The 24863-nt window shown below is 46.7% G+C and carries 19 protein-coding genes; 6 read left to right on the top strand and 13 right to left on the bottom strand.

The features are described from left to right. Positions 1-76: 76 nt before the first annotated feature. Positions 77-1006 (top strand): glycosyltransferase family 2 protein, encoded by a 930-nt coding sequence (locus DXD25_RS12575; RefSeq protein ID WP_117663808.1) that lies wholly within the window; start codon positions 77-79, stop codon positions 1004-1006. A 95-nt stretch (positions 1007-1101) separates the two neighbouring features. Here the strand turns inward: DXD25_RS12575 and DXD25_RS12570 are convergent, their stop codons facing one another. The 3 genes from DXD25_RS12570 to DXD25_RS12560 form a co-directional block, all read right to left on the bottom strand. Continuing rightward, positions 1102-2808, bottom strand: a complete 1707-nt coding sequence (locus tag DXD25_RS12570; RefSeq protein ID WP_117663807.1) for a glycosyltransferase family 39 protein — start codon at positions 2806-2808, stop codon at positions 1102-1104. A gap of 14 nt (positions 2809-2822) precedes the next feature. Beyond that, positions 2823-4625: an LTA synthase family protein gene (locus DXD25_RS12565; RefSeq protein ID WP_233522310.1), complete on the bottom strand. Its 1803-nt coding sequence runs from the start codon at positions 4623-4625 to the stop codon at positions 2823-2825. Between the two features lie 146 nt (positions 4626-4771). Beyond that, the gene (locus DXD25_RS12560; RefSeq protein ID WP_117663806.1) at positions 4772-5917 is read right to left on the bottom strand and encodes an ATP-binding protein; all 1146 of its coding nucleotides are present in this window, start codon (positions 5915-5917) and stop codon (positions 4772-4774) included. 373 nt (positions 5918-6290) lie between these two features. On the opposite strand from DXD25_RS12560, the gene DXD25_RS12555 reads away from it, so the two are divergent. Both DXD25_RS12555 and DXD25_RS12550 read left to right on the top strand, forming a co-directional pair. After that, on the top strand, positions 6291-6839 hold the full coding sequence (locus DXD25_RS12555) for a hypothetical protein (protein WP_233522309.1): 549 nt from the start codon (positions 6291-6293) through the stop codon (positions 6837-6839). A 55-nt stretch (positions 6840-6894) separates the two neighbouring features. After that, complete coding sequence (locus DXD25_RS12550) at positions 6895-7647, top strand: lipopolysaccharide kinase InaA family protein (RefSeq protein WP_089544756.1); 753 nt, start codon at positions 6895-6897, stop codon at positions 7645-7647. A gap of 147 nt (positions 7648-7794) precedes the next feature. Here the strand turns inward: DXD25_RS12550 and DXD25_RS12545 are convergent, their stop codons facing one another. Continuing rightward, positions 7795-9360, bottom strand: coding sequence for a DUF6056 family protein (locus DXD25_RS12545; RefSeq protein ID WP_117663805.1), 1566 nt, complete (start codon positions 9358-9360; stop codon positions 7795-7797). A 245-nt stretch (positions 9361-9605) separates the two neighbouring features. On the opposite strand from DXD25_RS12545, the gene DXD25_RS12540 reads away from it, so the two are divergent. After that, positions 9606-10307, top strand: a complete 702-nt coding sequence (locus DXD25_RS12540) for a glycosyltransferase family 32 protein (RefSeq protein ID WP_117663804.1) — start codon at positions 9606-9608, stop codon at positions 10305-10307. 50 nt (positions 10308-10357) lie between these two features. On the opposite strand, the gene DXD25_RS12535 is transcribed toward DXD25_RS12540, so the two are convergent. From DXD25_RS12535 to DXD25_RS12500, 8 genes are all read right to left on the bottom strand, one after another. Continuing rightward, complete coding sequence (locus tag DXD25_RS12535) at positions 10358-11413, bottom strand: glycosyltransferase family 1 protein (RefSeq protein WP_089544753.1); 1056 nt, start codon at positions 11411-11413, stop codon at positions 10358-10360. Between the two features lie 43 nt (positions 11414-11456). Then, positions 11457-12488, bottom strand: a complete 1032-nt coding sequence (locus DXD25_RS12530) for a hypothetical protein (protein WP_089544752.1) — start codon at positions 12486-12488, stop codon at positions 11457-11459. A 26-nt stretch (positions 12489-12514) separates the two neighbouring features. After that, positions 12515-14239, bottom strand: coding sequence for an ATP-binding protein (locus DXD25_RS12525; RefSeq protein WP_117663803.1), 1725 nt, complete (start codon positions 14237-14239; stop codon positions 12515-12517). A 50-nt stretch (positions 14240-14289) separates the two neighbouring features. Further along, positions 14290-15213 carry a lysophospholipid acyltransferase family protein gene (locus tag DXD25_RS12520; RefSeq protein ID WP_117663802.1) on the bottom strand — a complete coding sequence of 308 codons (924 nt, stop codon included), beginning with the start codon at positions 15211-15213 and terminating at the stop codon, positions 14290-14292. Positions 15214-15254: 41 nt separating this feature from the next. Further along, complete coding sequence (locus tag DXD25_RS12515) at positions 15255-17108, bottom strand: ABC transporter ATP-binding protein (RefSeq protein ID WP_117663801.1); 1854 nt, start codon at positions 17106-17108, stop codon at positions 15255-15257. A 182-nt stretch (positions 17109-17290) separates the two neighbouring features. Beyond that, a complete protein-coding gene (miaB, locus tag DXD25_RS12510; protein WP_117663800.1) occupies positions 17291-18625 on the bottom strand; it encodes a tRNA (N6-isopentenyl adenosine(37)-C2)-methylthiotransferase MiaB in 1335 nt (444 codons plus the stop codon). Between the two features lie 71 nt (positions 18626-18696). Next, positions 18697-19650 carry a phosphatase PAP2 family protein gene (locus DXD25_RS12505; protein ID WP_233522308.1) on the bottom strand — a complete coding sequence of 318 codons (954 nt, stop codon included), beginning with the start codon at positions 19648-19650 and terminating at the stop codon, positions 18697-18699. A gap of 50 nt (positions 19651-19700) precedes the next feature. Next, positions 19701-20696, bottom strand: coding sequence for an NAD(P)-dependent oxidoreductase (locus tag DXD25_RS12500; RefSeq protein WP_117663798.1), 996 nt, complete (start codon positions 20694-20696; stop codon positions 19701-19703). Positions 20697-20895: 199 nt separating this feature from the next. Between DXD25_RS12500 and DXD25_RS12495 the strand changes: the two genes are divergently transcribed. Beyond that, complete coding sequence (locus tag DXD25_RS12495) at positions 20896-22095, top strand: serine/threonine-protein kinase (RefSeq protein ID WP_158556337.1); 1200 nt, start codon at positions 20896-20898, stop codon at positions 22093-22095. A gap of 78 nt (positions 22096-22173) precedes the next feature. On the opposite strand, the gene DXD25_RS12490 is transcribed toward DXD25_RS12495, so the two are convergent. Next, positions 22174-23889, bottom strand: coding sequence for a hypothetical protein (locus DXD25_RS12490; protein WP_117663796.1), 1716 nt, complete (start codon positions 23887-23889; stop codon positions 22174-22176). A 374-nt stretch (positions 23890-24263) separates the two neighbouring features. Here DXD25_RS12490 and DXD25_RS12485 point away from each other — a divergent pair, with 374 nt between their 5' ends. Then, positions 24264-24851: a hypothetical protein gene (locus DXD25_RS12485; RefSeq protein WP_117663795.1), complete on the top strand. Its 588-nt coding sequence runs from the start codon at positions 24264-24266 to the stop codon at positions 24849-24851. Positions 24852-24863: the final 12 nt, after the last annotated feature.

The following is a 24863-nucleotide window of genomic DNA, read 5'->3' as shown; positions in this document are numbered from 1 at the left end:
ATTTGTGTATGTAAGAAAATCGGGGTATTTTTGCAATTGATAAGTATCCATGCTAACGACGAAAAAAAGAAAAGTGATGAAGATATTCATAGTGATTCCTTGCTATAACGAGGAAGCGGTATTGCCGAAGACCCTGGAGGTGCTTGGCAATCTGATCAAGACCATTAAGGTAAAAACAGATGCCGACACGGAGTTGCTCCTTGTTGACGATGGTAGTCGTGACCGTACCTGGCAGATGATTTCCGATGCTGCCAAGGAGCACAAGTATGTACACGGCATCAAGTTATCTCATAACCGGGGACATCAGAATGCGCTCTGGGCAGGAATGGAGGCGGCTGTAGATCATTGCGATGCGATGGTAAGTATCGATGCCGACCTGCAGGATGATGAGAATGTCATCATCGATATGGTTCAGCAGGTGCAGGAAGGCAAGGATATCATCTATGGTGTGCGCAAGGAGCGTAAGACCGATACCTTCTTCAAGCGATTCACCGCCCAGGCTTTCTATAAGCTGATGCAGAGCGTGGATAAGGATACGGTGTATAACCATGCCGACTTCCGCATGATGACCAACCGCACGCTGAAGGCGCTGATGCAGTACTCCGAGCGCAATCTCTTTCTCAGAGCCATTGTCCGACAGTTGGGCTTCCGTGAAGGATTTGTCTATTACGACCGCAAGGCCCGTGAGGCAGGCGAGAGCAAGTATCCGCTCACCAAGATGCTGAGCTTCAGTATCGATGGCATCACTTCGTTCTCCGTGGCACCATTGAAGTTTATTACCTTCCTGGGTCTGGTGATGACTTTAGTAGCAATCATCATGATTATCTTTGCCTTGGTGGAGCATTTCCAGGGCAAGACCATCCAGGGCTGGACCTCCATGCTCGTTTCCATGTGGTTTATCGGTGGCATCATCACCACGGGTGTGGGTATCACAGGTGTCTATATCGGCAAAATCTATACCGAGGTGAAGCGCCGCCCACGATACTTTATCGAAGAAAGAGTATAATTTGAAGAAAGAAAATAAATTTGTTAGATACAAAAATAGCATCGGGTTGATGAATCCCGATGCTATTTTTGTATCTGATTATTTGTTTAGTGCGATTATCTGTTCTGTGCGATGTTGGCACTTGTCTTTACAAACCGATAGAAGCCTACCGGATGGTGACATTCTACGAGTTTCCTTACTTCCCAAACCTTCTGTAAGGTATAGTCCTTGCCGAATTTCTCCTTGAAGTCTGGCATATCTCCTTCCGGAATCATCAGCACGCCATCCTGCGGCAATACCTTGTCAAACTGCTGGATCTTATCGCCCAGATAGAAGTTGAGGCTGAAGAAATGCATCATCTCTATCGACATATAGGAGTAAAGCTTACCTGTATCAAACTTCTTTTCGATAACCGGCGCCAGATGCTTATCTGCCTTCGTGTTGAGCACGGCAGGCTGCAGGGTGGAGTCGAGAGTGATGAAAAGTGCAATAATCATTACCAATGTATATTTCATCATTTGGCTTGCCTCTTTTTTCTTGAGAGCCTTGAATATATGATAAGCCCCTATTATAAGAAACATATAGCATACATAGAATAGGATACCATGAGTAGATTCCCTTATGGCATGGAGCATGGCGATGTTGTCGGCAGCATGCTTGCCATGGAAAATGGTATCTGGTATGCCGCCTGCTCGTATAACAAGCGTAGCAATCACGAGGATAACTGCCAGCGAGGCAATCACCCCTGCATATACCTTGATGGCTCCCACCTTCTCCTTCATCATCCAGACGATGTATTCAGCTATGAGATAAGCCATGAACGGATAGCATGGCAGCAGATAGACGCTGCGCTTGCTCTTTGGGATGCAGTAGAAGAAGAGCACCAGGAGGAAGGCGAGCCAGGTGAACACCTGCAGCGGAGTAGCCTTCTTCGCATTCTCCAGGAATCGGGTCTTGGAGAACTTCTTCCAAGGCAGGATGAAGAGCGAGAACAGTAATAATAAGGTATAAGGAGCCCAACCCATCACGAGTGTAAGCAGGTTGTACCACGCCGGGTTCTCGTGCGATTCGTATGCCATCTTGCCCATGAATCGGTCGATGTTCTCTTCCTTCACCAGTCGCAGGAACTCGTCGCCACCTTGCAGATAGGCGGCATAGTACCAGCAGAATGGGATGATGAGCGAGAGTAGGGCGGTTAGAGCCATGCGCCATACGATGCCCCAGAAGTTCTCGCGCTGGGTAAGCATGAATACGCCCATTACGAAGCAAGGCAGAATGATGCCCACAGGACCTTTGGTAAGCGTAGCGCCACTCATGCAGAGGATAGCGAGCCAAGGCAGCTGGTGCTTTCCCCTCTCCCACCAGCGGTAGAGCAGATACATGGCTCCCACCATCAGGGCAGAGTTCACCATATCCACACGGCAGTTCATGCCGGCACGGTGCACCTCGAAGGCGGTGAGCGTGAGGATGGCAGCGATGAGGCTGGTCTGTGTATCCTTTCGCTTGGCATAGAATACGAAGCCGCCAATGGTCATCAATACCAGCGATACTGCGGATGGCAGACGGGAGGTGAACTCGTTTACGTGGCCGGCGATGAGGCTGAAGAATGCGATGCACCAGTGGAAGAATGGTGGCTTGTAAGGGATGTCGCCACCATTGTTGATAGGCAATATCCAGTTGCCATGTTCCAGCATGGTGTAGGCAACCACCGCCTCGCGAGGTTCTCCCTTGGTGTTGAAATCAGAGAGTCCGAGGAATGGAATCATCATCACGATAGCCAGGATGATGATGAGCCATAGGGCTTTGTTGTACTTGATGTTCATGTCTTATCGAAGTCTTATTTTATAATTTTGTCGTAGCGAATCAGAAAATCCGAGATGCGATGGGCTTGGGTGAGTCGCTTGATTTCCTTTTCCGGTACATTACCTGTCGTTTCTACGTTCATATTATCTGAACCTACAGCAGCAGGATATTTGCGAGGATCAAAGATGCTCTGTCCCATACCTTTCCATTTGTAGTGATCCAGATGCATCAGGTTGAGGATGGTAGGATATTGGTCAACCTGTCCCATCACCTTATTATATATTCCACCTACAGGAGCGTTTACAACTATGAAAGGAGTAAACTGCTTGTCGCTTACGATGCCTTTGGCAGCTGGCGATTCGCAGATAGGTTTGCGGTCGGCAGCAAGACCTTCGTGGTCGCCAATTATCACAATCATCATATCCTTGTAGTCCGGGCGACTCTTCAGATAGTCGAGGAGGATGCCCAAACCGTGGTCGGTATAGTTGGCCATGATCATGAAGTCGCGCATCTTTTCCGGATAATCGCCTTTAAAATGAATACGCTTCAGGTTGTCGGGCAGGACGAATGGGTTGTGACCGGAGTAAGTTACAATCTGCAGATAATTACTTTTTCCCTTCTTCATGATTCCGCCTTTCTTGAGCTTTGCCACAATCTGCTTCATGAAGGATACATCGCCCAGTTTCTTGCGGCTGCCCACTTTCTCATCGTTCACCCACTGGTCGTTGAAGAACATCTGGCTGATGCCGAAGTTTTCTGCCACCACAGACTGGTTCCAGGTGATAGGCTTGTCCACCGTCATCAGATAAGAACTCAGGTCGGGATGCTCTTCCTTCATCGCCTTAACCAATGAAGGATAGTGGGTAAAAGGAAATTGCATGGCGTAGCATCCGCTCATCAGCGGCAACAGACCTGTGCTTACCAGAAGCTGTCCGTCTATGCTGCGTCCGCCTTTCACCTGAGTGAGAACGTGTGGAGCATAGAGAGTATGACTGTCGGCGATGTAACGGTTCAGGTTTGGAGTGATTTCCTTACCTTCTACCTTACGGTTGATTTCCCAACTTTCTAGCGATTCGCAGAAGATGACTACTAGGGTTTTCTTCCTGGCGATACTGTCAGCGAGTGGCTGATAGGCTGGTTGATGTTTCATCCAGTTATCAATTTCTGCTTTTATCTTAGGGGTAAATACCGTTTTTTGTTGGTTCGTTTCGTGTATCAAATTGCCAAAGATGGTGTACATTGGCACTTTGCAGGTGTACATGTTGGCATTATCCAAGTTATTGAATGCCTTTTCTGGTCCTCCTTTAGCAAAGATTAAAATAACAGAAAGCAGGAATGCTGCAAGTGTGGTTAAGGCGTATTGCTTGATTCGCAGGGCGTAAGCTCCTCGCTCTCTTCCAGACGCTTCTGCTTCTCGGTTCTTTCTCTTATGGAGTGAATAGATGCAGATAAGTGTAGATAGTGGGAGTAGGGCATCTATCCATCTCATCGAGTCAATCACACTCGCCGTAAAATCGCTCAGATTGCTAGCCAGCAGATAACTTTCCAGAGGTATCATCGAGTTGTAAGTACGGCAATACATCAGGTTGCTGATGAGCAGTCCGTCTAGAATAAAGAGCACGAGATATTCTAGCCATTTCTTACCGGTAAGCATAAATGGGAGGATGAACAGCAGAGCTGCCAATAGGGAATTGACATACACCTCTGGCAGGGAAAAAGAGGTGAAAGTAGTCTGCAGGCACCAGATGATATCGAATACGATAAATTTACTGGCTGCACATCCTAACAGAGAAGTTGTATCTCTGTTCCACAAAGTATGTGGAAATAATTTCTTCATAATCTGTTTCATGGGTACAAAGGTATTGATATTTTGTGAGATACTGGCTAATTTGCTTATTAATCTTTGCTAAAAAATAGAAATCCCCCATCACGCTTTGGCTGCGTGATGGGGAATTAATCGGTTTACATTGTTTCTTCTATATCTTATTGAGGAAAAATGTTGCAGTATTCCCGTTTGAACCACAGTTCGAAGACGGGGTCAACCATCTTGAAGCCATCGCCCGATTTCTCTATGAAGTCTCTTTCTACAAGAGTCTTTTTGTTCTTGGTGATGGTGCGTGGAGCACCAAGTCCATATTCTGCTACTACCTGTTGGGCATTGAAATGATTCTCTCCCATGCAGACGGCACGCAGGAATGCTATTTGAGAGGCAGGCATGCCATCAATATCGGTAATGAACATATCGGCATTGGTATCCAGAAGCTTGGTGAGCTGTGACTGATAGATTTCCTCTGTTACTTCTGTTGCTGTACGAGTCCAGATGAGAAAGCAGAATTGCTGCATGTACCAGGAGTGGCATTGCACGGCATTGCAGATTCGCTCTATCATTTCATCGCTGATAGACTTGCCATAATTGTAGAAACTGTCGTGGATGAAAGGCTTCCAGTATTCCTTGGCTATCTTCTTCAATGTCATCATCTGCCCAAAACGGTAGAATGGATTCTTCGAGTTGCCGAATATATCCATCATCATGTGGCGTTTACTGCCATAGAGACAGTAGGTCGTATTGTGCTGTCCCTGCCACACCGAACGCATGGTTCCTTCCAGTCGCTTCCAGTCGGGCAGGTTTGCCAATTGTTGGAATTCATCAATGCACACGATGACGTGAATACCTTTTGCCTTGGCTATCTTTTCTGGAAGATTGAGAATTTCCTCGGCACTTTCCTTCAAAGGCTTGAAATTTAGATTTACTTCTACGGCATTCACCGGGTCACTGTTGATGGTGAGGCTTGGAGATATGGATTGGATGAACTTTACGATGTCGGCCCATCTCTTTTCTATCGTGGAAGAAACTCCTTGGAGAACTGCACTTGCAAACTTGTTGTAGAACTCTTCCTCAGAGAAAATCTTGAAGGCATCCAGATAGCATACTCTCACATCTTTCTGCTCTTGCTTCAGCTCTTCCATTGCGGCTTTGACAAGGGAAGACTTACCCCATCTTCTTGGAGAAATCAGCATCACGTTGATGCCTCCTCCAAGAAAAGTCTTGAGGTCTCTTCTATCTTCAATTCTATCAATGAAATATTCATTTTCAGCGATAGAACCATATTCGAATGGTATCTTGTTCATATACTTAAAGTCTTGATTCTCTGCAAAGTTACAAAATTATACCCAAAGGTATTATACCCTAGGGTATAATTTATGAAACTTTATGTTTTTATCAGACGAAGAATCGCTGTTTCTGCAAAAAAAGATGGCTTTAAACAACATTGTTTTAAACAACCTTGTTTAATTTGTTTTTTTTTGCTATCTTTGCAGAAGAAAAGCTGCACTCGGCAATTTGAAAGCCAGCTTTCATTGCGCTCGTTTGCATTTTCTTTGCAGAAGAAAAGCTGTATAGTATAAAATAAGGTGGTAATTATGAGAAAAAGTAAAGAAGCTCCGTAGCGTATGGCAATTACAGAGCCATGTATCTTACTGCCTTTATGGAAGCAAGAAACACATGATGGAACAAATGTTCCAGAATGCCAGTTACCCATTTTATCGCTTTGGAGATTTCTTCTATCTGAACAAGATAAGCGAGAAAGACTGGGTGGAGTATATCTGTCTGCGATTCGAATCTACCGGCAAGCATATCTCGGAAGAGTTGGCTCGTGAAATCTGTCAGGTAACAGATAGGTATTCTTCTTATGTACAACAGTTGGCATGGTTTGTATGGTTCCGTGTACTGGATGATTCTGTAGCTACAGAAGAGGACTTGAAATATGGAATAGACAGGTTGCTGGATGCCAGCGAGCCTTTGTTTATCCAGCAGACCGAAGACCTTTCTGCCTATCAGATGAATTTCCTGCATGCTATTATCAATGGGGTACATACAGGTTTCACGCAGACGGCAATATTGGAAACCTATCGCCTAGGTACTGCTGCCAATGTAACCCGCCTTAAGAAGTCCTTGATGGTGAAAGATCTGATTACGATATCAGCCCCTAAGCATCTGGAAATGAGTGTCCCCATCTTGGCGTTGTGGCTCAAGAGAAGAGTTTGGAAATGATGTTCCCTGGAGTTCAAAAGCGTCCTAGGCAAAAATATAAAAGTATAGTAAACAAATGAAGATAAAGATAAACCCAAAATACGAAGAGATGAGAAGTTTCATCGAACGCATCCCGGATGTGTTCGAGAAGGAAGGACGTGTGATTTACACGGGGCGCAATCTCATTAAGGTGATGGAGGCTCCTGATGGAACCATTATTAATGTAAAGCGCTATCATGTGCCAAAGGGACCTAACAGTCTGGTTTATTCCCTAGGCATCAGAAAGCCTAAGGGGGAACGTGCCTTTGAATATCCGATGATATTGGAGAAGAAAGGCATCGGAACCCCTGCGCCTATTGCGCTCATCGAAGAGCGTAATGCCATCGGACTCCTGGGATATACCTATCTCATCACCCTGCAGTGTGATAACCTGCATACCCTTTACGAAGTGGGTGATGCAGCCCCTGGTACCTACGAAAAGCTGGCTAAGGCGTTGGCACGTTTTGCCGCAGATATGCACGACAAGAAAATTCTGCATAAGGATTTTACGCCAGGCAACGTATTGTGGAAACAGGATGATGAAGGCTTCCATTTCATCATCGTGGATATCAATCGCATGAAGTTTGGAGAAATCAGCGTCAAGGAAGGACTCTATAATCTCCGAAAGTTCTGGGGACCTAAGGAATTTATCCGAATCCTGGTCTCTGAATATGCCAAGGTAAGAGATTACAACGTGGATGAGGCTGTGGATTATGTGATGAAGGAACGCGCCAAGTTCTGGACCCGCTATGGCAAGAAGCATCCTATCAAGTTTAAGCTGGAGTTATAGGAAACGAATTAAGTTTAAGCCATAAGCAACTTCTCAAGTTTAAGCCTGAGCTATAAGTAGCTAAACTCTTGCAAGTAAATTCCATACGCCCTGGGCTAGGAGCTTCTGCCCTTTCAGGGCGTGTGGAGCTTATATGCGAAAGTTCAATTATTTTATATATACAAATTTCAAATTACCTGGTCCTACGTCTCTTTTGCAACGTGCAAGAAGCATGGTTGGAGATTCCTGCATGTTTGCGGCAGGTGAGGCAACAATCTTATCTTTGCCGTAGTATCGGGCCATTCCCTGATTGATCCAATATCCTGGATAAATCATGATGTCATTGAATGCATCCGAAGGCATTTTTACCGTAAGAGGCTTCAATGTTATGGCACTTTGGGTATTCGTCTTCAGTGCCAGTTCACGCTCGTTCATTTCCTTGTCAAATTTCACGGCAGTTCCTTTCAGCATAAGTGAAACGGTTCTGTTGGTTGTCCTTTCCTTGAGACTTACGGATAATATCAAGATGACAATGGCACAATATGGCGCATACTGCAGCGAGTTGGCATATTTCTTCTTAGATGCCGTTACGAAATCTATAATGGCAGAACTTAATGGCGCTTTTGCCTCAGCTTTTCTCAGAACAGCTCCAGAAAGATAATAAATGTTGATGCAGATGAGCCACAGGTGTATATACGAATAGATATTCTGTACTCTGCCCGGTCCTCTTGTTCCCATGGCATAGCTGTGGGCGAAGAAGAATGAACTGTAAAGCGTAACGGTAATCAGGATGCATAGCCAAGGGTGAGAGAACTTGAATCTCGAGCTACTTGCTGCCTTGACAAGGGTAGGGCTAAGAAGCATCAACATCAGAATTTGAGCGATATTGATGGATTCTGATAAGAACTCGAAGCTCTTTCCTATTGCCATGAAGAATGCAACGACAACATTTGGCTTGCTTTCTATGGTAACTTGTCTGAACGCATTACCAGGAGCCAACACGCTGAAAAGGAAGGCGATGCCATAGATGGCGAGAATATTAATATATAAACGTGGCCATCTTCTTTGTTCCATCTTCATGATGAGAATGGCTGCAAACAGAATCGCTCCCATGCCAAGTCCTGACACGAAGTTTCCGCCGGCAATGATGATGGATAGAACGATGGAAGCCCCTCCGATAAGGGCTTTCTTGAACTTGGAACTACTTAATTGATATCCTATGAGCAGAGATGCTAAAAACAGAGACATGCTATAGAATAAAGTGTAGTACATCGCCCCGTTATACCAATAGAATGCATCGTAGTATGACCATGTAAACTGGATGGTCATCAGAACGAAGAGGGTAGATACGAAGAGATATTCCAATCTGGACGAATGGAGTAATTTTCGCATAACCATATATAATAAGGTGTAAGTGGAGGTCACCAAACTGGAAACCAAGATGAATGTTCCAAGCCAATATTGGCCGAATACTCCTGGTTGTAGAGCCATGAGAAAGCAGGCGGAATAGGTGCCCTGCCATGTATGATACATCGTCATTGCTACATTCCAGGCTGTCTGAACGCAAGCCGGAAATGAATGGGTCTCATTCCAAATCTTATATACTTCTGCACCGAAGACATAATCATCCGCAAATGGATGAAGATACTGGCTTATCCATAACATGGGAATGATGGATACGATTAGAACTGCAATAGCTACTCCTGTTACAATTTTCAATTGCTTCTTATTCATAACTGCTTTTATCCTTTTATATTACTTTCTTTTGACTTTTTGTTCTTTCTTTACTTCTTACTTTCTATATATTATAACATCCTTGTTGCCATTATCTTGCATGCAAGATAAACAATAAATGTTAAAGCTTATATTGTGTATAGGTGCAAAGGTACTAAACATAATTGAGTATGGCAAATATTCCGGGATTTTTTTTGCTCTTTGGATAGTTTTTCGTACCTTTGCAGAAAAAGAGAATAATAGAGATGACACCAAAACTCATTCACCTTTGCTGGTTTAGCAATGACCCTTATCCTGTAGAGATAAAGGTTTGTTTGGATACATGGAAGTGCCTGATGCCCGACTATGTAGTTAAAGTTTGGGATTATGCTGCGGCAAAGTCTATTGGCTGTGCCTTTATCGATGAGGCCCTGGAGGCCCGAAAGTGGGCTTTCGCTGCCGATGTTGTGCGATTCTATGCCGTTTACAAAGAAGGTGGTATTTATATGGATAGCGATATCTATCTGCATCGTCGTTTTGATGAGATTCTTCCAGAGGATGGCTTTGCCACTTTCAACGAGAAGGATAAAGAGGAGTTTGGCTTGCAGGCAGCCTTCTTTATGGGTACTGCGGGCAATGCGTTCTGCCAGAAGATGTTTGAATATTATCAGAACCGCCATTTCAAGAATCCGGATGGCTCTTTCAATGATACGATTTCACCTTATACGATGTCGGCTGTGGCGAAGTCTTTCGGATGGCAGATGAAGGACGAAAAGCAGGTGATGCCTGGCTTGACGGTTTATCCTACGCATCTTGTTGCTCCCAACAATCATTATCCGGTGGATAGCGAGACGATAGGAGTGCATCGCGTTGCGGGTAGTTGGCGAAAGAGAAAACTGGGACGATTCATCGAGATTAAGATCAAGCATTTATGGCATGTAGTAAGATATGCCCTTTTCAAAAAGTGAGAAGGGCATATCTCAGTACATGCCATATCTTATATGTCATATCATATATCTTATATGCCTAACATCTTCTTATACAGGTTGATGTAGGTTTGGGTATATTTGCTGTAAGTATAGCCTAGCGAATATTCCCTGGCAGCTTTTGCCTCTTCCGAGTCTTTGCTCCATTGGGCGATACCAGCCTTTACGGTAGCCGCCATCTCTTCCGGAACATAGGAGTCGAAATAGGTGGCATGGTTCTTACATACCTCTGGCAGACTGGTGAATCTGGAAGAGAAGACCTTGGCGTTGAATCTCATGGCTTCCAGTACCGGGAGTCCGAATCCCTCTAAAAGGCTAGGGAAGAGGAAGGCTTCACAGTGGGCATACATCCAGTTTTTCTCGGCATTGCTGATTTCTCCTGTAAAGATTACATTCTCCGTACCCCATTCTTCCTTGATTCTCTGCAGTTCGTAATAGTGCTTGCTATAAGGCTTTCCGCAGATATAGAGTTTATATTCCGGAAGGAACTTCATCATCGGAATCAGAGTCTTGAAATTCTTCTTGGCTCTGGTCTGACCGATGGTAAAGAAGAACTTCTTGTCGTCTTTGATGTATTCCGGCTTCTTCTGCAGCTCCAGATCCGTATCTTTGATGCCATTATAAATCACATCCAATGGTTTGTTGCCTATATCGATATGGTTCAGCAGGTCATCTTTTACATATTCAGAGATGACGGTGATATAGTCAGAACGTCTGATATGCCATTTCATCTTCCAGAGGGTTTTCAGGCGATGGATACCTTTCTTCTCGTGCAGGAAGTTGAGGTCATGGATAGTCAGGATGTTCTTCATCCCCTTTTTGTGTTTGCGCTTGATGAACAATTGGTCTGTGGAATGCCACAAATCAATTTTCTTGTTGAGCTTCCTTAAATCATGTGCCAGATGTTCCACTGATACATAATCCACGTTGTTTCCGGCAAATCCTTTATGCTTCTCCTTTACCAGGAAGATGAAGTGCATATCCTGTATGTCGGAAATGCTGATGAGCTGCTGGCTGTAGTTGTCTGCGATTTCACCAAAGCCGCACTTTTCCGCTAATCGTGTAAAGTCTATTAATATATTCTTCATTGTTCATCGACTTTTTATGTTAAAAACTTACTGTTGAGGATTTCTAAAGCGAACATTCCTGAATAGCGTTTTTCAGATTCTCGCCATTGTTAATAGCTATCGCCATCTGCTTTGTTTGGGCAAGCATACCGGCATATTCTTCTTCCGAAATGCCGGCTAGGCGCCCTGGAAGTTCTTTCAGGGAGTTGATGGCAAATCCCACTCCCCTCTCTTCTACAAGCGGAGCAATGGCAGATTCTTTCCATACGATGATAGGTAATCCGGCACGCAGGTAGAAGGATGCCTTGTGCGGGGTGTTGTATTTCAGATAGCTTCCGAAGTCGCCATGGCATTCTTCCAGGGAATCTCCATCCCATACCAAACCGAAGTTTCCATGCACTTGCTTGATGAAATCGTCGGCATTCATAAAGCCGTGCCATACGATGTTCTTGTCTTTTGCCACGGCATCATAATCTTCCATGTTTCCATAAAGATGAAACTTAAACTGGTAATCCAGTTCCTGCATCTTCAGGATAAAGGCGTTTTTGCGCAGGTTGAGTGAGCCAGCATATACGATATTCCATACCTTGTTGGGCTGGTGCTTCTTGTCTGCTGCAACGGATGGCGACAGATAATCATGGAATCCCAGGGCTCCGATAGGCTTTTCCAAGCCTTGTTGCTCAAGCCACAGTTTCATCGCCTGGTTGGTGGCGATGATATAGTCGGTGTGGCTCAGGCGTTTCAATTCCTGGGCTACGGTTAGTTTCTTTCGTCGGAAACTGCCCAAATCATGAATCAGGGAAATGGTCTTGGCTCCTTTGAGGTGTGCCATCTTGCAGATGAAGGAAAAATATTTCTTTACAGGATATTGCAGTACGATGACATCTCCTTTCTGTATGCGAGAGCAGGCGATGAGGGTACTCGCCAGGTTATAGAAGAAGGCCAGGAATTTATTGTTGTCGATTTTGCAAGGCAAGCCGATGCTTGCTGCCCCCATCGAGTGCAGCACCTTTTCGTAATCTGTCTTTGCCTTGTTGCCAGCACTTGTCTGATTGTAATAAGTGCGGCTGATATAACATAATCTTCTTTCCTTCATATAGCCTATTGATTAGATGTGCAAGTTTATACTTCTTCCATTCGTTTCATTTCCCATCCGGCAAACTGGATGATGATTTTATGCAATGTCGTGCCTTGGCGCAAGACTTCTATTCTTGGTGCTTCGGCATACCGATTGATCTGTTCTACTGCTTCCTGCCATTGTGCCTCGGCTTTTGCCTCGAAATCCTTGGCTGGCAACATCTTCAGTTCGATGATGTAGCTATGCTTGGTAGGATAGTGGGTTAGGTCGGGTAAGAGGAAGAAATCGCAATAGCCGTGATTCAACTCAAGCTCGGGAGCCGTAATGTAATAGCTGCTCAGGTAGAGATATGCCATAAAGAAACCTTGCAGGTTGCGCTCGGCTTCGATACCATCTCTTACTGATGCCACTTCGGCGTAAGCCTTCGACATAAAGCCCAAGACATCTTCCCATTTTCCATAAAACGCCATGCAGGTGAGCATATAACCAAACTCATTCAGGTTGATATGGTTGATTTCCTGATATTGCTCCTGCAGATAGCCATAATATTGACGGCGGACATTGTTGTTCGGGATTCCCAAGAGCAACTGGTCGCCGAAAGTATCCTTGATGGTAAGCATGCCGTAATAGAACAGCAGGCTTGGGAAGTATTCCGGCTTCACGATTTCACTGGCAGGGAAGGTTTCGTATAGATTCGATACGATGCTGCCTTCCTCCGTAATCCTGCGGATGATGCCCTTGCGGTTGCCGTCTAGCTTGTCGAGCTGGAGCAGTCGCTTCATCTTGTTGTAGTCGGTCTTCGTGTTGGGGTCTATCATCTGTTTTGGGGCTTTACCATCGTCCATGTAGTTACGGAGATAATATAACACCATATCACAATTGAAAACCCTAACCTTGCTGTTTAAGCATGCCGCTGAGAAGCAATAATTGTCATACCACGGCTTTATTTCTTCTATCATTGCCTCGATATTGCTATCTGCCGGTATCTGTCCCGCATCACGATAACGGGTAAACATGGCTCGCACATCTTCTGTGCTGAAGCCCAGCATCTTGTCAAACTCAGGCTTGGTTGATATATGCCAGCCGATGTTGAAGCCGCTGGTAACATCGTCTAGTGTTACAGGGCTTACACCCATCATGAAAATCTTGGCGAATGAGCCCTTGAACTTCTTGAAGTAGTCGCGGTAGAAACCGCTGGCATGTGTCATCGCATGATACACTTCTTCGCCCTGCTCGTTGAGCACGGTATTGGTGAAGTTGTCGTATTCATCAATGATGAGATACAGCTGATAATTCTGTTCTTTTGCGTATTTTTGGATAGTAGCAAGCTTGTTGGATGCTACATCCTCTGCAAGAACAGCCTTTCTGGTTGTTTCATCGTAGAATTGTGCATATCTGTTGATGAAAGCGTCAAAGCAGATATTGCAATATGAGTTGAAGCGCTCTTCCAGGTTGTCGATGTTTCCTCCTACCTGTGAGAAATCGAGCGTCAGTACCTGATACTTACCCTGTTGTGGGGTAGGCTGACTGCCAATCCAGAGACCTCCGAAGATTTCCTGGAACTGGTCTTTTAGCTTGCAGTCATAGTAAGCTTCAAGCATACTGAGGAACAGGCTCTTGCCGAAGCGGCGAGGGCGAATGAATATCAGGTTGTCGGGTTGAGCCTCCAACAACGGAATATACATAGTCTTATCTACGTAATACTGATTTTCTCTGATAACTCTCAGGAAATCAGAGACTCCATAAGGTACTCTTTTGGCTTCTATCATCTTGTAACCCTTTCTATTATTAAGATAAACTCTAGTCTTTTGGAACAACTCTATTCTCTTGGCACAACTTTCCCCTTCACCACTTCATATCGCTTGTCAAACTCCTCCCTGGTTCGCTTCCATCTGTTATGCGTCCATAAATAATAAGGTGGATTCTTGCGGATGGTTTTTTCCAGCATCTGGAAGAAACGACGGGTAATCTCGTGCTCCGGCAGGGTGTTTGGCTCACGGGTGATGAGCTTGTAGGTTGCCGTGTAGTAGCCTCGCTTAGGGCGCGACATCTCTACATAGAACACGGCATCGTTCATCTTTTTCATGATTCTTTCGCCGCCAGTAAACACTGGGGTTTCGGGATGGTTGAGGAAAGGAAGCCACAGGTGGATGTTCTCCCACTTGGGACCCTGGTCGCTGATGTAGCCGAAGATGTTCATGATGCCCTTGCGCTTGTAATCCACCAGATAGCGGAGAATTTCTTTCTTGGGCACCACCACGCCATTCTCCTCGTGAGAACGGATGCGCTTGAAGAGCTCGTCGAAGGCATGGTTACGCAGAGGGTGATAGATGAGGCCTATCTTGCGTGACTTAGGCAGTTCGATACCCACGCATGAGAGCCACTCCCAGTTGCAGTAATGGCCCAGGATAGCTGCTACGTTCTGACCTTCCAGGAAACATTGCTCCACTTCCTCGCTGTTGATGACCTGGAATCGCTGGTGCAACTCCTTGTCTCTGATGCTGAGCAGTTTGACAGCCTCGAAGAAGTAATCGCTGAACCAGTGATAGAACTTCTTCTCGATGTCGATAATCTCTTCTTCTGATTTCTCAGGAAAAGAGGTGGTGAGATTCTTACGCACAATACCCCTGCGGTACTTGATGACGCGATACATCATGAAGTACTCAAAATCGGCAATGCAATAGAGCAGCCTGAATGGCAGCAGCGATATCGCATAAAAGAATGCATAAACAATCTTAACCATCTGTAAAACTATAAATTCTTAACTATTAACTCTTTACTCAATTACACCTGCTGCATGTCGTGCAACTTCTTGTAATATCCGTCTTTTCTAATCAGTTCATCGTGGGTACCACGCTCCACAATCCTGCCCTCGTGCAGTACGCAGATTTCATCGGCATGCTTGATGGTACTCAGTCGGTGGGCCACTGCCACGGTGGTACGGGTCTTCATCAATCTCTCCAGGGCATCCTGTACCAGGCGCTCGCTCTCAGTATCGAGAGCAGAGGTAGCCTCGTCGAGGATAAGGATAGGAGGATTCTTGAGGATGGCACGGGCGATGCTCACACGCTGGCGCTGACCGCCGGAGAGTCTGCCGCCACGATCACCGATTCCGGTATCGAAACCATGTTCCGACTTGGTAATGAACTCGTAGGCATTGGCTATCTTTGCCGCATTGGCGATATCTTCATCGGTAGCATCTGTCTTGCCGAAGCGGATGTTGTCCTTGAAGCTGGCATTGAAGAGGATTGCCTCCTGGTTTACATTACCTATCAGCTGGCGGAGATCGTGTACGGCAAGGTCTTTCACATTGATGCCGTCGATGAGCACCTCGCCCTCCTGTACATCGTAGTAGCGAGGAATTAGGTCGAGCATCGTACTCTTTCCGCTACCGCTCTGTCCCACCAGTGCGATGGTCTTTCCCTTAGGAATCACCAGATTGATATCCTTCAATACATAAACCAGCTCATCGTTCTGATGATCGGTATAGGCGAAAGATACGTGGCGGAACTCTATCTGATGCTCGAAGCTGCTGATATGCTCAGGGTCCTCCTTGTCCTTGATTTCGATCTCGGCTTTCAGAATCTTGTCGATACGCTCCATACTTGCCAATCCCTTTGGGATATTGTAACTCGCCTTGGAGAATTCCTTCAGTGGGTTGATGATGCTGTAGAGCATCACGAGGTAGAAGATGATGGTAGGACCATCGATTCTGCCGTAATCCAGAACCAGGATACCGCCAAACCACAATACTACCACGATGAGGATGGTTCCCAGGAACTCACTCATCGGGTGCGCCATCTGCTGACGGATATTAACACGCATGATGTTATCGCGGTAGCTGCTGTTAACCTGGTCGAAACGCTTGTTCATCTTATCTTCGGCGCAGAACGCCTTGATGATGCGCAAGCCGCTCAAGGTTTCTTCTACCATACTCATCGTATCGCTCCAAAGTGCCTGTGCCTCGATACTGTGTGCCTTCAGTTTCTTGCCCACTACTCCCATGAACCAGCCGAATGGTGGCACAAAGAGGATGGTGAAGAGGGTGAGCTGCCAGCTGATGCAGATGAGTGTGATGAAATAGAAGAGAATGAGAATAGGATTCTTGAAGAGCATATCGAGCGACGACATGATGCTGTTCTCCACTTCCTGCACATCACCGCTCATTCGGGCGATGATATCGCCCTTGCGCTCTTCGCTGAAGAAGCCCAGCGAAAGCGAGGTAATCTTCTGGTAGAGCTGGTTGCGGATATCGCGAACAATACCCGTACGGATAGGGATGATGGTGGCTGAAGACAGAAAATAAGCTCCCGTCTTGAGGAATGTCATGAAGGCAAGGAACAAGCCGATAACCAGCAGAGCCAGTGATGCACTGTGCGCCACGATGAACTCCTGGATATAATAATACAGGTTGTTGGTTGCCACTTCCTTGATGCTGCCCAGCGTTCCGTCCCATTCCATATAGTCGTTGGCACGGATTCCGCCATCTACCTGGAAGAGAATCTGCAGGATTGGTATCAAGGCTGCAAACGAAAAGATGTTCAATACCGCAGACAGGATATTGAACAGAACAGAGAGCCCCAGATACTTCTTGTAGGGAGGGACGAATCGTCGTAAGATTTGCAAAAATTCCTTCATAGGTGCAAATATAGTGTTTTTAAGGAAGACCGCCAAACTTTTGGCGGTCTTTCTTGACTTTTATTCAGTTTTTTCTTATAGAAGAGTCGTTTTGGCTCCGTTTTTTCTTCTTTAGGGAGTGATTGGGTAATTTTCACATCTTTTTCAGAAGAAGCATTCTTACTCTTTTAGAGGGAGCATCCTTACTCCTTTACTTCCTCTCCGAAGAGGGTAGCAGAGGTAGAACCGGTGATGCGGACCTTTACGAACTCTCCGATGTGGTGGTTACCCTTGTCGATGACCACTGCCTTGTTCTGCTCGGTGCGACCCATCATCTGCTCACGGCTGCGCTTGCTGAAGTTCTCGATGAGGATGGTGAATTCCTTGCCCTCATCCTTCTTGTTCTGCTCAGCACTCACCTCGGTCTGCAGCTTGATCAGCTCGTTGAGGCGGGCTATCTTGGTTTCCTCAGAAACGTTGTCTGGCAGATGCTTGGCGGCGTAGGTGCCTGGGCGCTCTGAATATTTGAACATGAAGGCGCTGTCGAAGCCTACTTCCTTCACCAGCGAGAGGGTTTCCTGATGGTCTTCCTCGGTTTCGTCGTGATAACCCACGAAGATGTCGGTGGTGATGCCGCAGCCTGGGATGATGCGCTTGATGTCGGCGATGTGCTGCAGATACTCCTCACGGGTGTATTTGCGGTTCATCAGCTTCAGTATCTTGTTGCTTCCGTTCTGGGCTGGGAAGTGGATGTGCTTGCAGAGGTTTGGCTCATCGGCGATGGCCTGGAGAATGTCCTCGGTCATATCCTCTGGGTTAGAGGTGGTGAAGCGTACACGCATGTCTGGCACTGCCTGGGCTACCATGTGAAGGAGCTCGGCGAAGGAAAGACTGCCTTCCTCGCGCTTGCCCGATGGAGAGAGACCGTAGCTGTTCACGTTCTGTCCCAACAGGGTAACTTCCTTGAAGCCACGCTGCTGCAAATCGCGAACCTCACGCAGGATGCTCTCGGCATCGCGGCTGCGTTCACGTCCACGGGTATAAGGCACGATGCAGTAGTGGCAGAAGTTGTTGCAACCACGCATGATGCTTACGAAACCGCTCACTCTGTTGCCACCGATGCGCTGAGGCACGATGTCACGGTAGGTCTCGGTCTTTGAAAGTTCAATGTTGATGGCATTGGTACCCAACTCGCACTGCGCAATCATATCCGGCAGGTTGAGATAGCTGTCGGGTCCACAGACCAGGTTGGCATAGTGGTTCTGGATGAGGTCATCCTTTACTCGCTCTGCCATACAGCCCAATACGCCGAGAATCACCTTTCTTCCCTTCTTCTGCTCAGCATGGAGGGTGTCGAGGCGATGGTAAATCTTGTTTTCCGCATTCTCGCGGATACTGCAGGTGTTCAGGAAGATGGCATCAGCCTCTTCTTCTTTCTCACAAATCTCGTAGCCTGCCATCTGCATTACAGAGGCAACTACCTCACTGTCTGCCACGTTCATCTGGCAGCCATAAGTTTCAATAAATAGTTTCTTCATTGTTCTAGATGAATTCTAATTTATGTTTGATGTATTAAAATGATTTCTTTCCTGTATCTTCCATACCGCCATCATTTCATGTTCTTTGAAACTGCCATCAGCATGAAGTAGATGACTATGGCAGAGATCCATCCGGCGATGGCATCGATGAGATAATGCGCCTGGATATACACGGTAGCCATACACAGGAAGATGTAGAATGGCAGCATGGTGAAGAGCAGCTTGCGGTTTCTGCTGTGCCAGGCAAGGAGCATACAGATGGTACTTACGCCCACGTGCGAACTCGGGAAGGCGGCGGTAGGTCGCTCTCCTGCTTCCTTGGCATCCTCTACGAGCTGGTAGAAGATTCCGTCGGTATAGCCTGGGGTTGGCAGACAGTTGGTATGGGTACTGAAGTAATCGCCCATTGCCGGGAAGATGCCCTTGGCAATATCCTGCACTCCCACGGCGTCGAAGTAGAACGTTGGTCCTACCACCGGCACGTAGATGTAGATGAGATAGTAGATGAAGAAGCTGGCAAGCAATACAAAGCTAACTCTTTCTGCCTCGTAGTATCTGCAGAAGAAATAGTAGAGTACTACCGCTGCTATCATCGGATAATACATGAAGTATCCCATCGACATCAGTTCGCTCACCACCGCCCACGGCATTGCCTTGGCAAAGAGCAGGGCAGGCTGGCATCCGAAGAGATCCTGTTCCCATCCCGCAAAGAGATGATCGAGGTTGGGAAACATTCGGTTGATCTCGTAAGTGTCTGGATACCACCAGGCAAGCAGGGCAATCTGCGCCATGATGCGCACCATCTTCGTTATCCTGCATGGAATCATGCGATATACGCCCCAAAGGGCAAGGGTCATGACCAGAATTCTCAATCTGCCCCAAAGCATCGACTCCGGATTCACCACCTTGGTAAAGGTAAAGAGCATGGTGAAGACTGTTATCGCCATATAGCCCAGCATCACCCATTCCAGTGGCAGGAGTCCCTTCTTGGGGTTCTTTTCTATCTTAAAATAATCTTTTATCACGGTGTTACTTTGAACTTTGAGATTTGAACATTGAACTTTATGATATGCTTTTACAGCCATCCGTTATCCTTGTACCACTTGATGGCAAGCTTTACACCTCTTGACAGAGGGTAGTGGGGATGATAGCCCAGCTCGTCCATGGCTGGCTCGATGTCACAACGCCAGTTGCGCTGTTTCAGGATGTTATACTTGTCATTGTTCAGTGCCGACATCCTACCGGTCATTCTGCCGAGATACTCGCCAAAGAAGGTTACGATGCGGAGCACCCAGATAGGAGCCTTGATGCGCAACATCCATGGATTGCCCAATTCCTTATGAATCAGGTCGCTGAAAGCTTCCGACTGGTAAACTTCGCCATCGCTGAGGAAGTATTTCCTGCCGTTCATACCATGGTCTAGGGCAAGGAAAACAGCCTGCACCACATCCTGAACATACACGAAGGTGATGTCCTGACGTTTGAATCCTACAGCAAAATCCACGTGCTGCCTGATGCTCTGCGCCATGAGGAAATAGTCTTTTTCTCTTGGACCATATACGCCGGTAGGACGCAGGATGATATAAGGGAAATTGTTGCCGATGCTGTCGAGATAGCGCTCTGCGGCAAGCTTGCTCTTGCCGTATGCCGTATTAGGCTTAGGCACATCGTTCTCGCAGATTTCCTGATAAGGCTGCTCCTCGCGGATGGCTCCGAAGATGCTGAGCGAGCTGACGAAGACAAATCGCTTGATGGGCATCCCCAGATGCAGGATGGCATTCACCAGGTGCTTGGTGCCCTCGGTGTTAACCTTATAGAAATCCTCTGCATGCAAACACTTGGTAGCGCCAGCTGCATGCACTATATAGTCGAACTCGTGCGGAGCGAGTTCCTTCTCCAACTCTTCCTCTGAAGAAAGATTGAGGTTGATGAAATGGATGCGCTCGTCTTGCAGGTATTTTCTGGAACTGGTAGGGCGTACTGCCGCCCAGGTTTCCATGCCTTGTCGCAAGGCTTCTTCTACGATGTAACTGCCGATAAAACCCGACGCACCCGTTACTAGAATCTTCATTAATTATATATAAAATTGCAATTTCGGCTGCAAAGATACGACTTTTTGATGATTTATCACCATGATTCTGTTCAAAAAGGAGATAAAATTTGAAAAAATAGTGTGGGTTTCTATAAAATGTTGTATCTTTGCATGCATGGAGCAAGTATCGGGTTTTTATTTCCCTCCCTCAGAAACGACTTCTGCGCAGTTCAGCAACATGACAGAAATCTCGGCTAGTGGCTTTAATATCCTTATCCGTGCCAAGCGTGATGGCAGGTGGTGGATCTTGAAGGCGCTCGCTCCCGCTGTGCGCAATAGCGAGGTGTATCAGAGCTTGCTTCAGAAGGAATTCGATATCATGAAGCATGTCCAGCATCCCGGAGTTGTCGAGGTGACGGGTATCGAAGAAGTGGACGGATATGGCAAATGTCTTGTGATGGAATGGATAGATGGAGTGACTCTGGAAGAGTGGCTCCTGCAACATCATTCCAAGATGGAAAGGGTGCATATCGCCAACCAGCTGCTCGTGGTACTTGAGTTTGTACACGACATGCAGGTGGTGCATCGTGACCTGAAACCTTCCAACATAATGGTTACCCGCAATGGACGCGTGCTGAAGCTGATAGATTTCGGATTGGCTGATGCTGACAGCTATGCCGTACTGAAGGAACCGGCGGGAACAGATGGATATGTTTCTCCAGAACAGCAGAAGGGCGGACCTACCGATGTGCGCAATGATATCTACAGCGTGGGCGTTATCCTGGATAAGATGAGGCTGAATTTCTCTTATCGCCTGGGATTGAGGCGTTGCCTCCGTCCGTTGGAGGAGCGATATCCCAACATGACCGCCATGCGCCAGCATATTCATTCTCTGCATCGCAACCTGCTTGCCTTCTGGATTTCTTCGGGAATATTGGCGGCATGTACTACGGGTGTGGTTATATATAATAAGGTGAACGAGCCTCCTCGTGGATACGATGTGGTGGCAGAGTTTAAGATAGGAAACCTGGCTTATAAGTCGTGGGGTGGTGGAGTCGTATCGGTCAGGGCTGCCAATTCCAAGGATTCCTGTATCGAGGTACCTAAAACGGTCAACTTCCAGGGAATGACCTATAAGATAGATGAAATCGAAAAGAAGGCGTTTGCCGATCAGCCCGATCTGAGGAAACTGGTGTTTCCGGATACCAAGTTCCATGTGATGAAGCAGATGGTGGAGAACAGTCCGAATCTGCACAGCATCTGTTTCCGAAGCGCCTTGCCGCCAGTCATCGGCAATGCCATCTGGAAGACCAGGATTCAGGATGTCTTCAGTGAATCTGATTTCAAGCGTGTCATCCTGTATGTTCCAAAAGGCAGCTTCGATGCTTATCGCAATTCTGCATGGAATCAGTTTGAGAATATCATTGAATATGAATAGAATATGATAGATTACGAATAATAATGCAAATAGCCGCATCTCACATGGGATGCGGCTATTTGCATTATTATATATGTATCAATACCATACTTCTATCTGTGGTGATTCCTTGGCATAGCTAGGCATGCACTTACCGATCTTGGCTCCGATGTAGGTTGGGTCGCAGATGTAGAACTTCTTGCCCTTGTACTCGTATGAGGTTCCGTTCTCTACCGGCTCATGGAAGGCTACGGCTGTACATTCGTGTCCTGTGAACTGGATGAGATGTACATCGAGTCCGAGGATCTCGTGTACCAGATAGGCATAGAAGATGGCGCGGTCTTCGCAGTCGTTCTTAGGATAGTAGAGACTTTCCTCGAAGTAGAAATACTTCTCGCGATGGAACTGCTCATCATCGGTAGCGTATGGGAATCCCATCTGTATGAATCGCAGGATGCGGTTGGCTGCTTCCTGTTCGCCGAGATCCTGTACCTGTGCTCTGATCTGCTTCACCACATCGTCGCGCAGACTCTTATCTACTACAGATGCGGCTACGGTAGGAATATCTATGATAGGGTATTCATCGAGCAGCGGCATGACGCCGGTTGGTACTTCGCCCTGCAGGGTGATGCCCGCAGCTTCGTATCTGAATGGCTTGGCTTCATCGCCAATCACGGTCTTGCCGGTGAATCTCAGTCCCATGTCCTTACCCAGCTCTGCGCCCTTAGGCAGTTCGCAGGAACGGAAGGATCCTTCATCCTCTACGTTCGGATAGATGTAGTAGCGCTTGCCGTCGATATTGAGGTACGACTTCTCGAATACGTGCTCCACGTAAGGGATGAGCATCACAACGTGGTTGCCGCACAGGGCAAGGCGTACGTTGTAGCCGCAGTTGGCAAGCACATACTGCGAAGCGATGATCTTCTCATTCTGGCTGGCGTTTGGCATGGCGGTATCGATGTATTTCTCTACGAGCATGGCAGAACCCCAGTCGCTGAGTCCCATCTTGCGTGATTCGGTGGCGAAAGCCTGGGTTACTTCCTTGAGGTCTGATTGCTTGAGATTCTTCCAGTAGTTCACCACATCATCGGTAGAGCTGATGCTCATGGAAGCGAGTCGGGTTGCCTTTTGCATCTGCAGGTTTGCACCATAGAAGTTGACGTCAATGGTCTGCTTGCTTGCCGGAATGTTGACGTGAGGCACGTTTGGCAGGGCAGGCATGACTGGCACGGCTGCTACGGCAGGCATCAGCGGCAGTTCGATACCCGAACCGGTGTATTCGATGTCTGGAATATCAGGCTTTACCTCTGGCAGTTTCGGCTTCTTCACCGGTTCTATTTTTGGACGGACGGTAGGAGCCTTTGGATCTGGCTTCTTCGGAGTCTCCGGAGTTACCGGAACGGCAGGAACCTTAGCCAGCGGATCGTCTGGCAGGGCTGGTACCTTCGAGAGGTCGGGTCTGTTTACGAGATCTCCGAATCCGCCTTCCGGAATCAGGATCGGGCTTACCGGCATCTTAGGCTTCACGGTAACCGGTTTCTCCGGTTGTTTCGGAGCTGTATATGTTGGTGGCGTCTTAGGCTTAGGCACCTGCGAGCGCACATCTCCCTTAAACTTCTTGTATTCTTTCCATACGCCTTGCATATACTTATCGTAGTCGGTAAGTATGGTGTTGCGGAACTTGTTGTAATCATCCAGCATCGCCTGTCTTGACTGCTGGAACTGTTTCACAAAGTCATCGTTCTGCGAAAAGCTTGGTGTTGCATGCAAACCGAGCAGCAATATGAAACTGAGAGTAGGATAAATTCTATTCATAATCTGTAATTTTAAGATTTCTACTTTCCGTATTGATAGATATGGGGCAAAGATACGATTTTTTTCTTAATCGCCCAACTTTTTTAAGGAAAAAGGCTCTCCTACCTTAAAATATTGGGAGGAGAGCCTATCTATGTACCGTTCTTAGCGAAGATTCTGTCCCGGAATAGGAGTTGTTTCCTATTTGGTTATGTTTGATAGATGGATTGTCATATCCTAGTTTTTCTATTTGTGCTGCAAAATTACGAAAAACTTTTGAGATAGCATTGGTTCAAATTGGTTCATTTTCAAAGACTGATGAAGAAAATGAAAAAAGAATGATTGGGAGTGGGAAAAAATGTGTATCTTTGCTGCAAAAAAGAAAGGAATAGAAAATGATAGATAATTATAATCCAGAAGATTTCGAGCGCTTGAAGCAGGAAGTGGAAACCTTGGTGGGAAGATCCGTCAAGACACCTAAAGACTTTGAATTTCTCTCCCGCCAGATAGAGGGCTATACCAACGAGACCATCTCGGTGAGTACCCTGAAGCGTATGTGGGGCTATGTGGCTTCGCCATGCAATCCGAGCAAGTATAATCTCAATTTGCTTTCCCGCATGGTGGGCTATCCTGATTGGGCTTCCTTTGTAGGTGGGCAGGAGGGCTTGTCTTCCAGCCGCTTCTTCGTGAAGAGTAAGCTTATAGCGGATGCCCTGCAGAAGGGGGGACAGGTGAGATTGACCTGGTGCCCGGGCAGAGTGCTTACCATCATGTACAAGGGCAATGATACCTTCGAGGTTGTGGATAGCATCAACAGCAAGCTGGCAAAGGGGGATACCTTCACCTGTCCGCAGTTTGTTGAGGATCAGCCACTTTATCTTTCCAACCTCAGCCATCCCGGCATCCCGCTCTGCAACTATGTAGCAGGTCAGAATGGAGGAATCAAGTGGAATCTGGGGGAGGCCGTCCGAAAACTTAATTAGGGAAGCAAACAA

Source organism: Prevotella sp. TF12-30, assembly GCF_003436715.1.
Taxonomy (GTDB): domain Bacteria; phylum Bacteroidota; class Bacteroidia; order Bacteroidales; family Bacteroidaceae; genus Prevotella; species Prevotella copri_A.
This window is presented reverse-complemented; position numbering and strand designations above follow the sequence as displayed.

What these genes read in the sequence shown, in the direction of transcription:
- DXD25_RS12500 (WP_117663798.1), bottom strand. Translation starts at nt 20,696, where the DNA reads ATGAAGATTCTAGTAACGGGTGCGTCGGGTTTTATCGGCAGTTACATC.
- DXD25_RS12575 (WP_117663808.1), top strand. Translation starts at nt 77, where the DNA reads ATGAAGATATTCATAGTGATTCCTTGCTATAACGAGGAAGCGGTATTG.
- DXD25_RS12495 (WP_158556337.1), top strand. Translation starts at nt 20,896, where the DNA reads ATGACAGAAATCTCGGCTAGTGGCTTTAATATCCTTATCCGTGCCAAG.
- DXD25_RS12570 (WP_117663807.1), bottom strand. Translation starts at nt 2,808, where the DNA reads ATGAACATCAAGTACAACAAAGCCCTATGGCTCATCATCATCCTGGCT.
- DXD25_RS12555 (WP_233522309.1), top strand. Translation starts at nt 6,291, where the DNA reads ATGATGGAACAAATGTTCCAGAATGCCAGTTACCCATTTTATCGCTTT.
- miaB (WP_117663800.1), bottom strand. Translation starts at nt 18,625, where the DNA reads ATGAAGAAACTATTTATTGAAACTTATGGCTGCCAGATGAACGTGGCA.
- DXD25_RS12530 (WP_089544752.1), bottom strand. Translation starts at nt 12,488, where the DNA reads ATGAAGGAAAGAAGATTATGTTATATCAGCCGCACTTATTACAATCAG.
- DXD25_RS12515 (WP_117663801.1), bottom strand. Translation starts at nt 17,108, where the DNA reads ATGAAGGAATTTTTGCAAATCTTACGACGATTCGTCCCTCCCTACAAG.
- DXD25_RS12545 (WP_117663805.1), bottom strand. Translation starts at nt 9,360, where the DNA reads ATGAATAAGAAGCAATTGAAAATTGTAACAGGAGTAGCTATTGCAGTT.
- DXD25_RS12490 (WP_117663796.1), bottom strand. Translation starts at nt 23,889, where the DNA reads ATGAATAGAATTTATCCTACTCTCAGTTTCATATTGCTGCTCGGTTTG.
- DXD25_RS12520 (WP_117663802.1), bottom strand. Translation starts at nt 15,213, where the DNA reads ATGGTTAAGATTGTTTATGCATTCTTTTATGCGATATCGCTGCTGCCA.
- DXD25_RS12535 (WP_089544753.1), bottom strand. Translation starts at nt 11,413, where the DNA reads ATGAAGAATATATTAATAGACTTTACACGATTAGCGGAAAAGTGCGGC.
- DXD25_RS12550 (WP_089544756.1), top strand. Translation starts at nt 6,895, where the DNA reads ATGAAGATAAAGATAAACCCAAAATACGAAGAGATGAGAAGTTTCATC.
- DXD25_RS12525 (WP_117663803.1), bottom strand. Translation starts at nt 14,239, where the DNA reads ATGATAGAAGCCAAAAGAGTACCTTATGGAGTCTCTGATTTCCTGAGA.
- DXD25_RS12540 (WP_117663804.1), top strand. Translation starts at nt 9,606, where the DNA reads ATGACACCAAAACTCATTCACCTTTGCTGGTTTAGCAATGACCCTTAT.
- DXD25_RS12565 (WP_233522310.1), bottom strand. Translation starts at nt 4,625, where the DNA reads ATGAAGAAATTATTTCCACATACTTTGTGGAACAGAGATACAACTTCT.
- DXD25_RS12560 (WP_117663806.1), bottom strand. Translation starts at nt 5,917, where the DNA reads ATGAACAAGATACCATTCGAATATGGTTCTATCGCTGAAAATGAATAT.
- DXD25_RS12485 (WP_117663795.1), top strand. Translation starts at nt 24,264, where the DNA reads ATGATAGATAATTATAATCCAGAAGATTTCGAGCGCTTGAAGCAGGAA.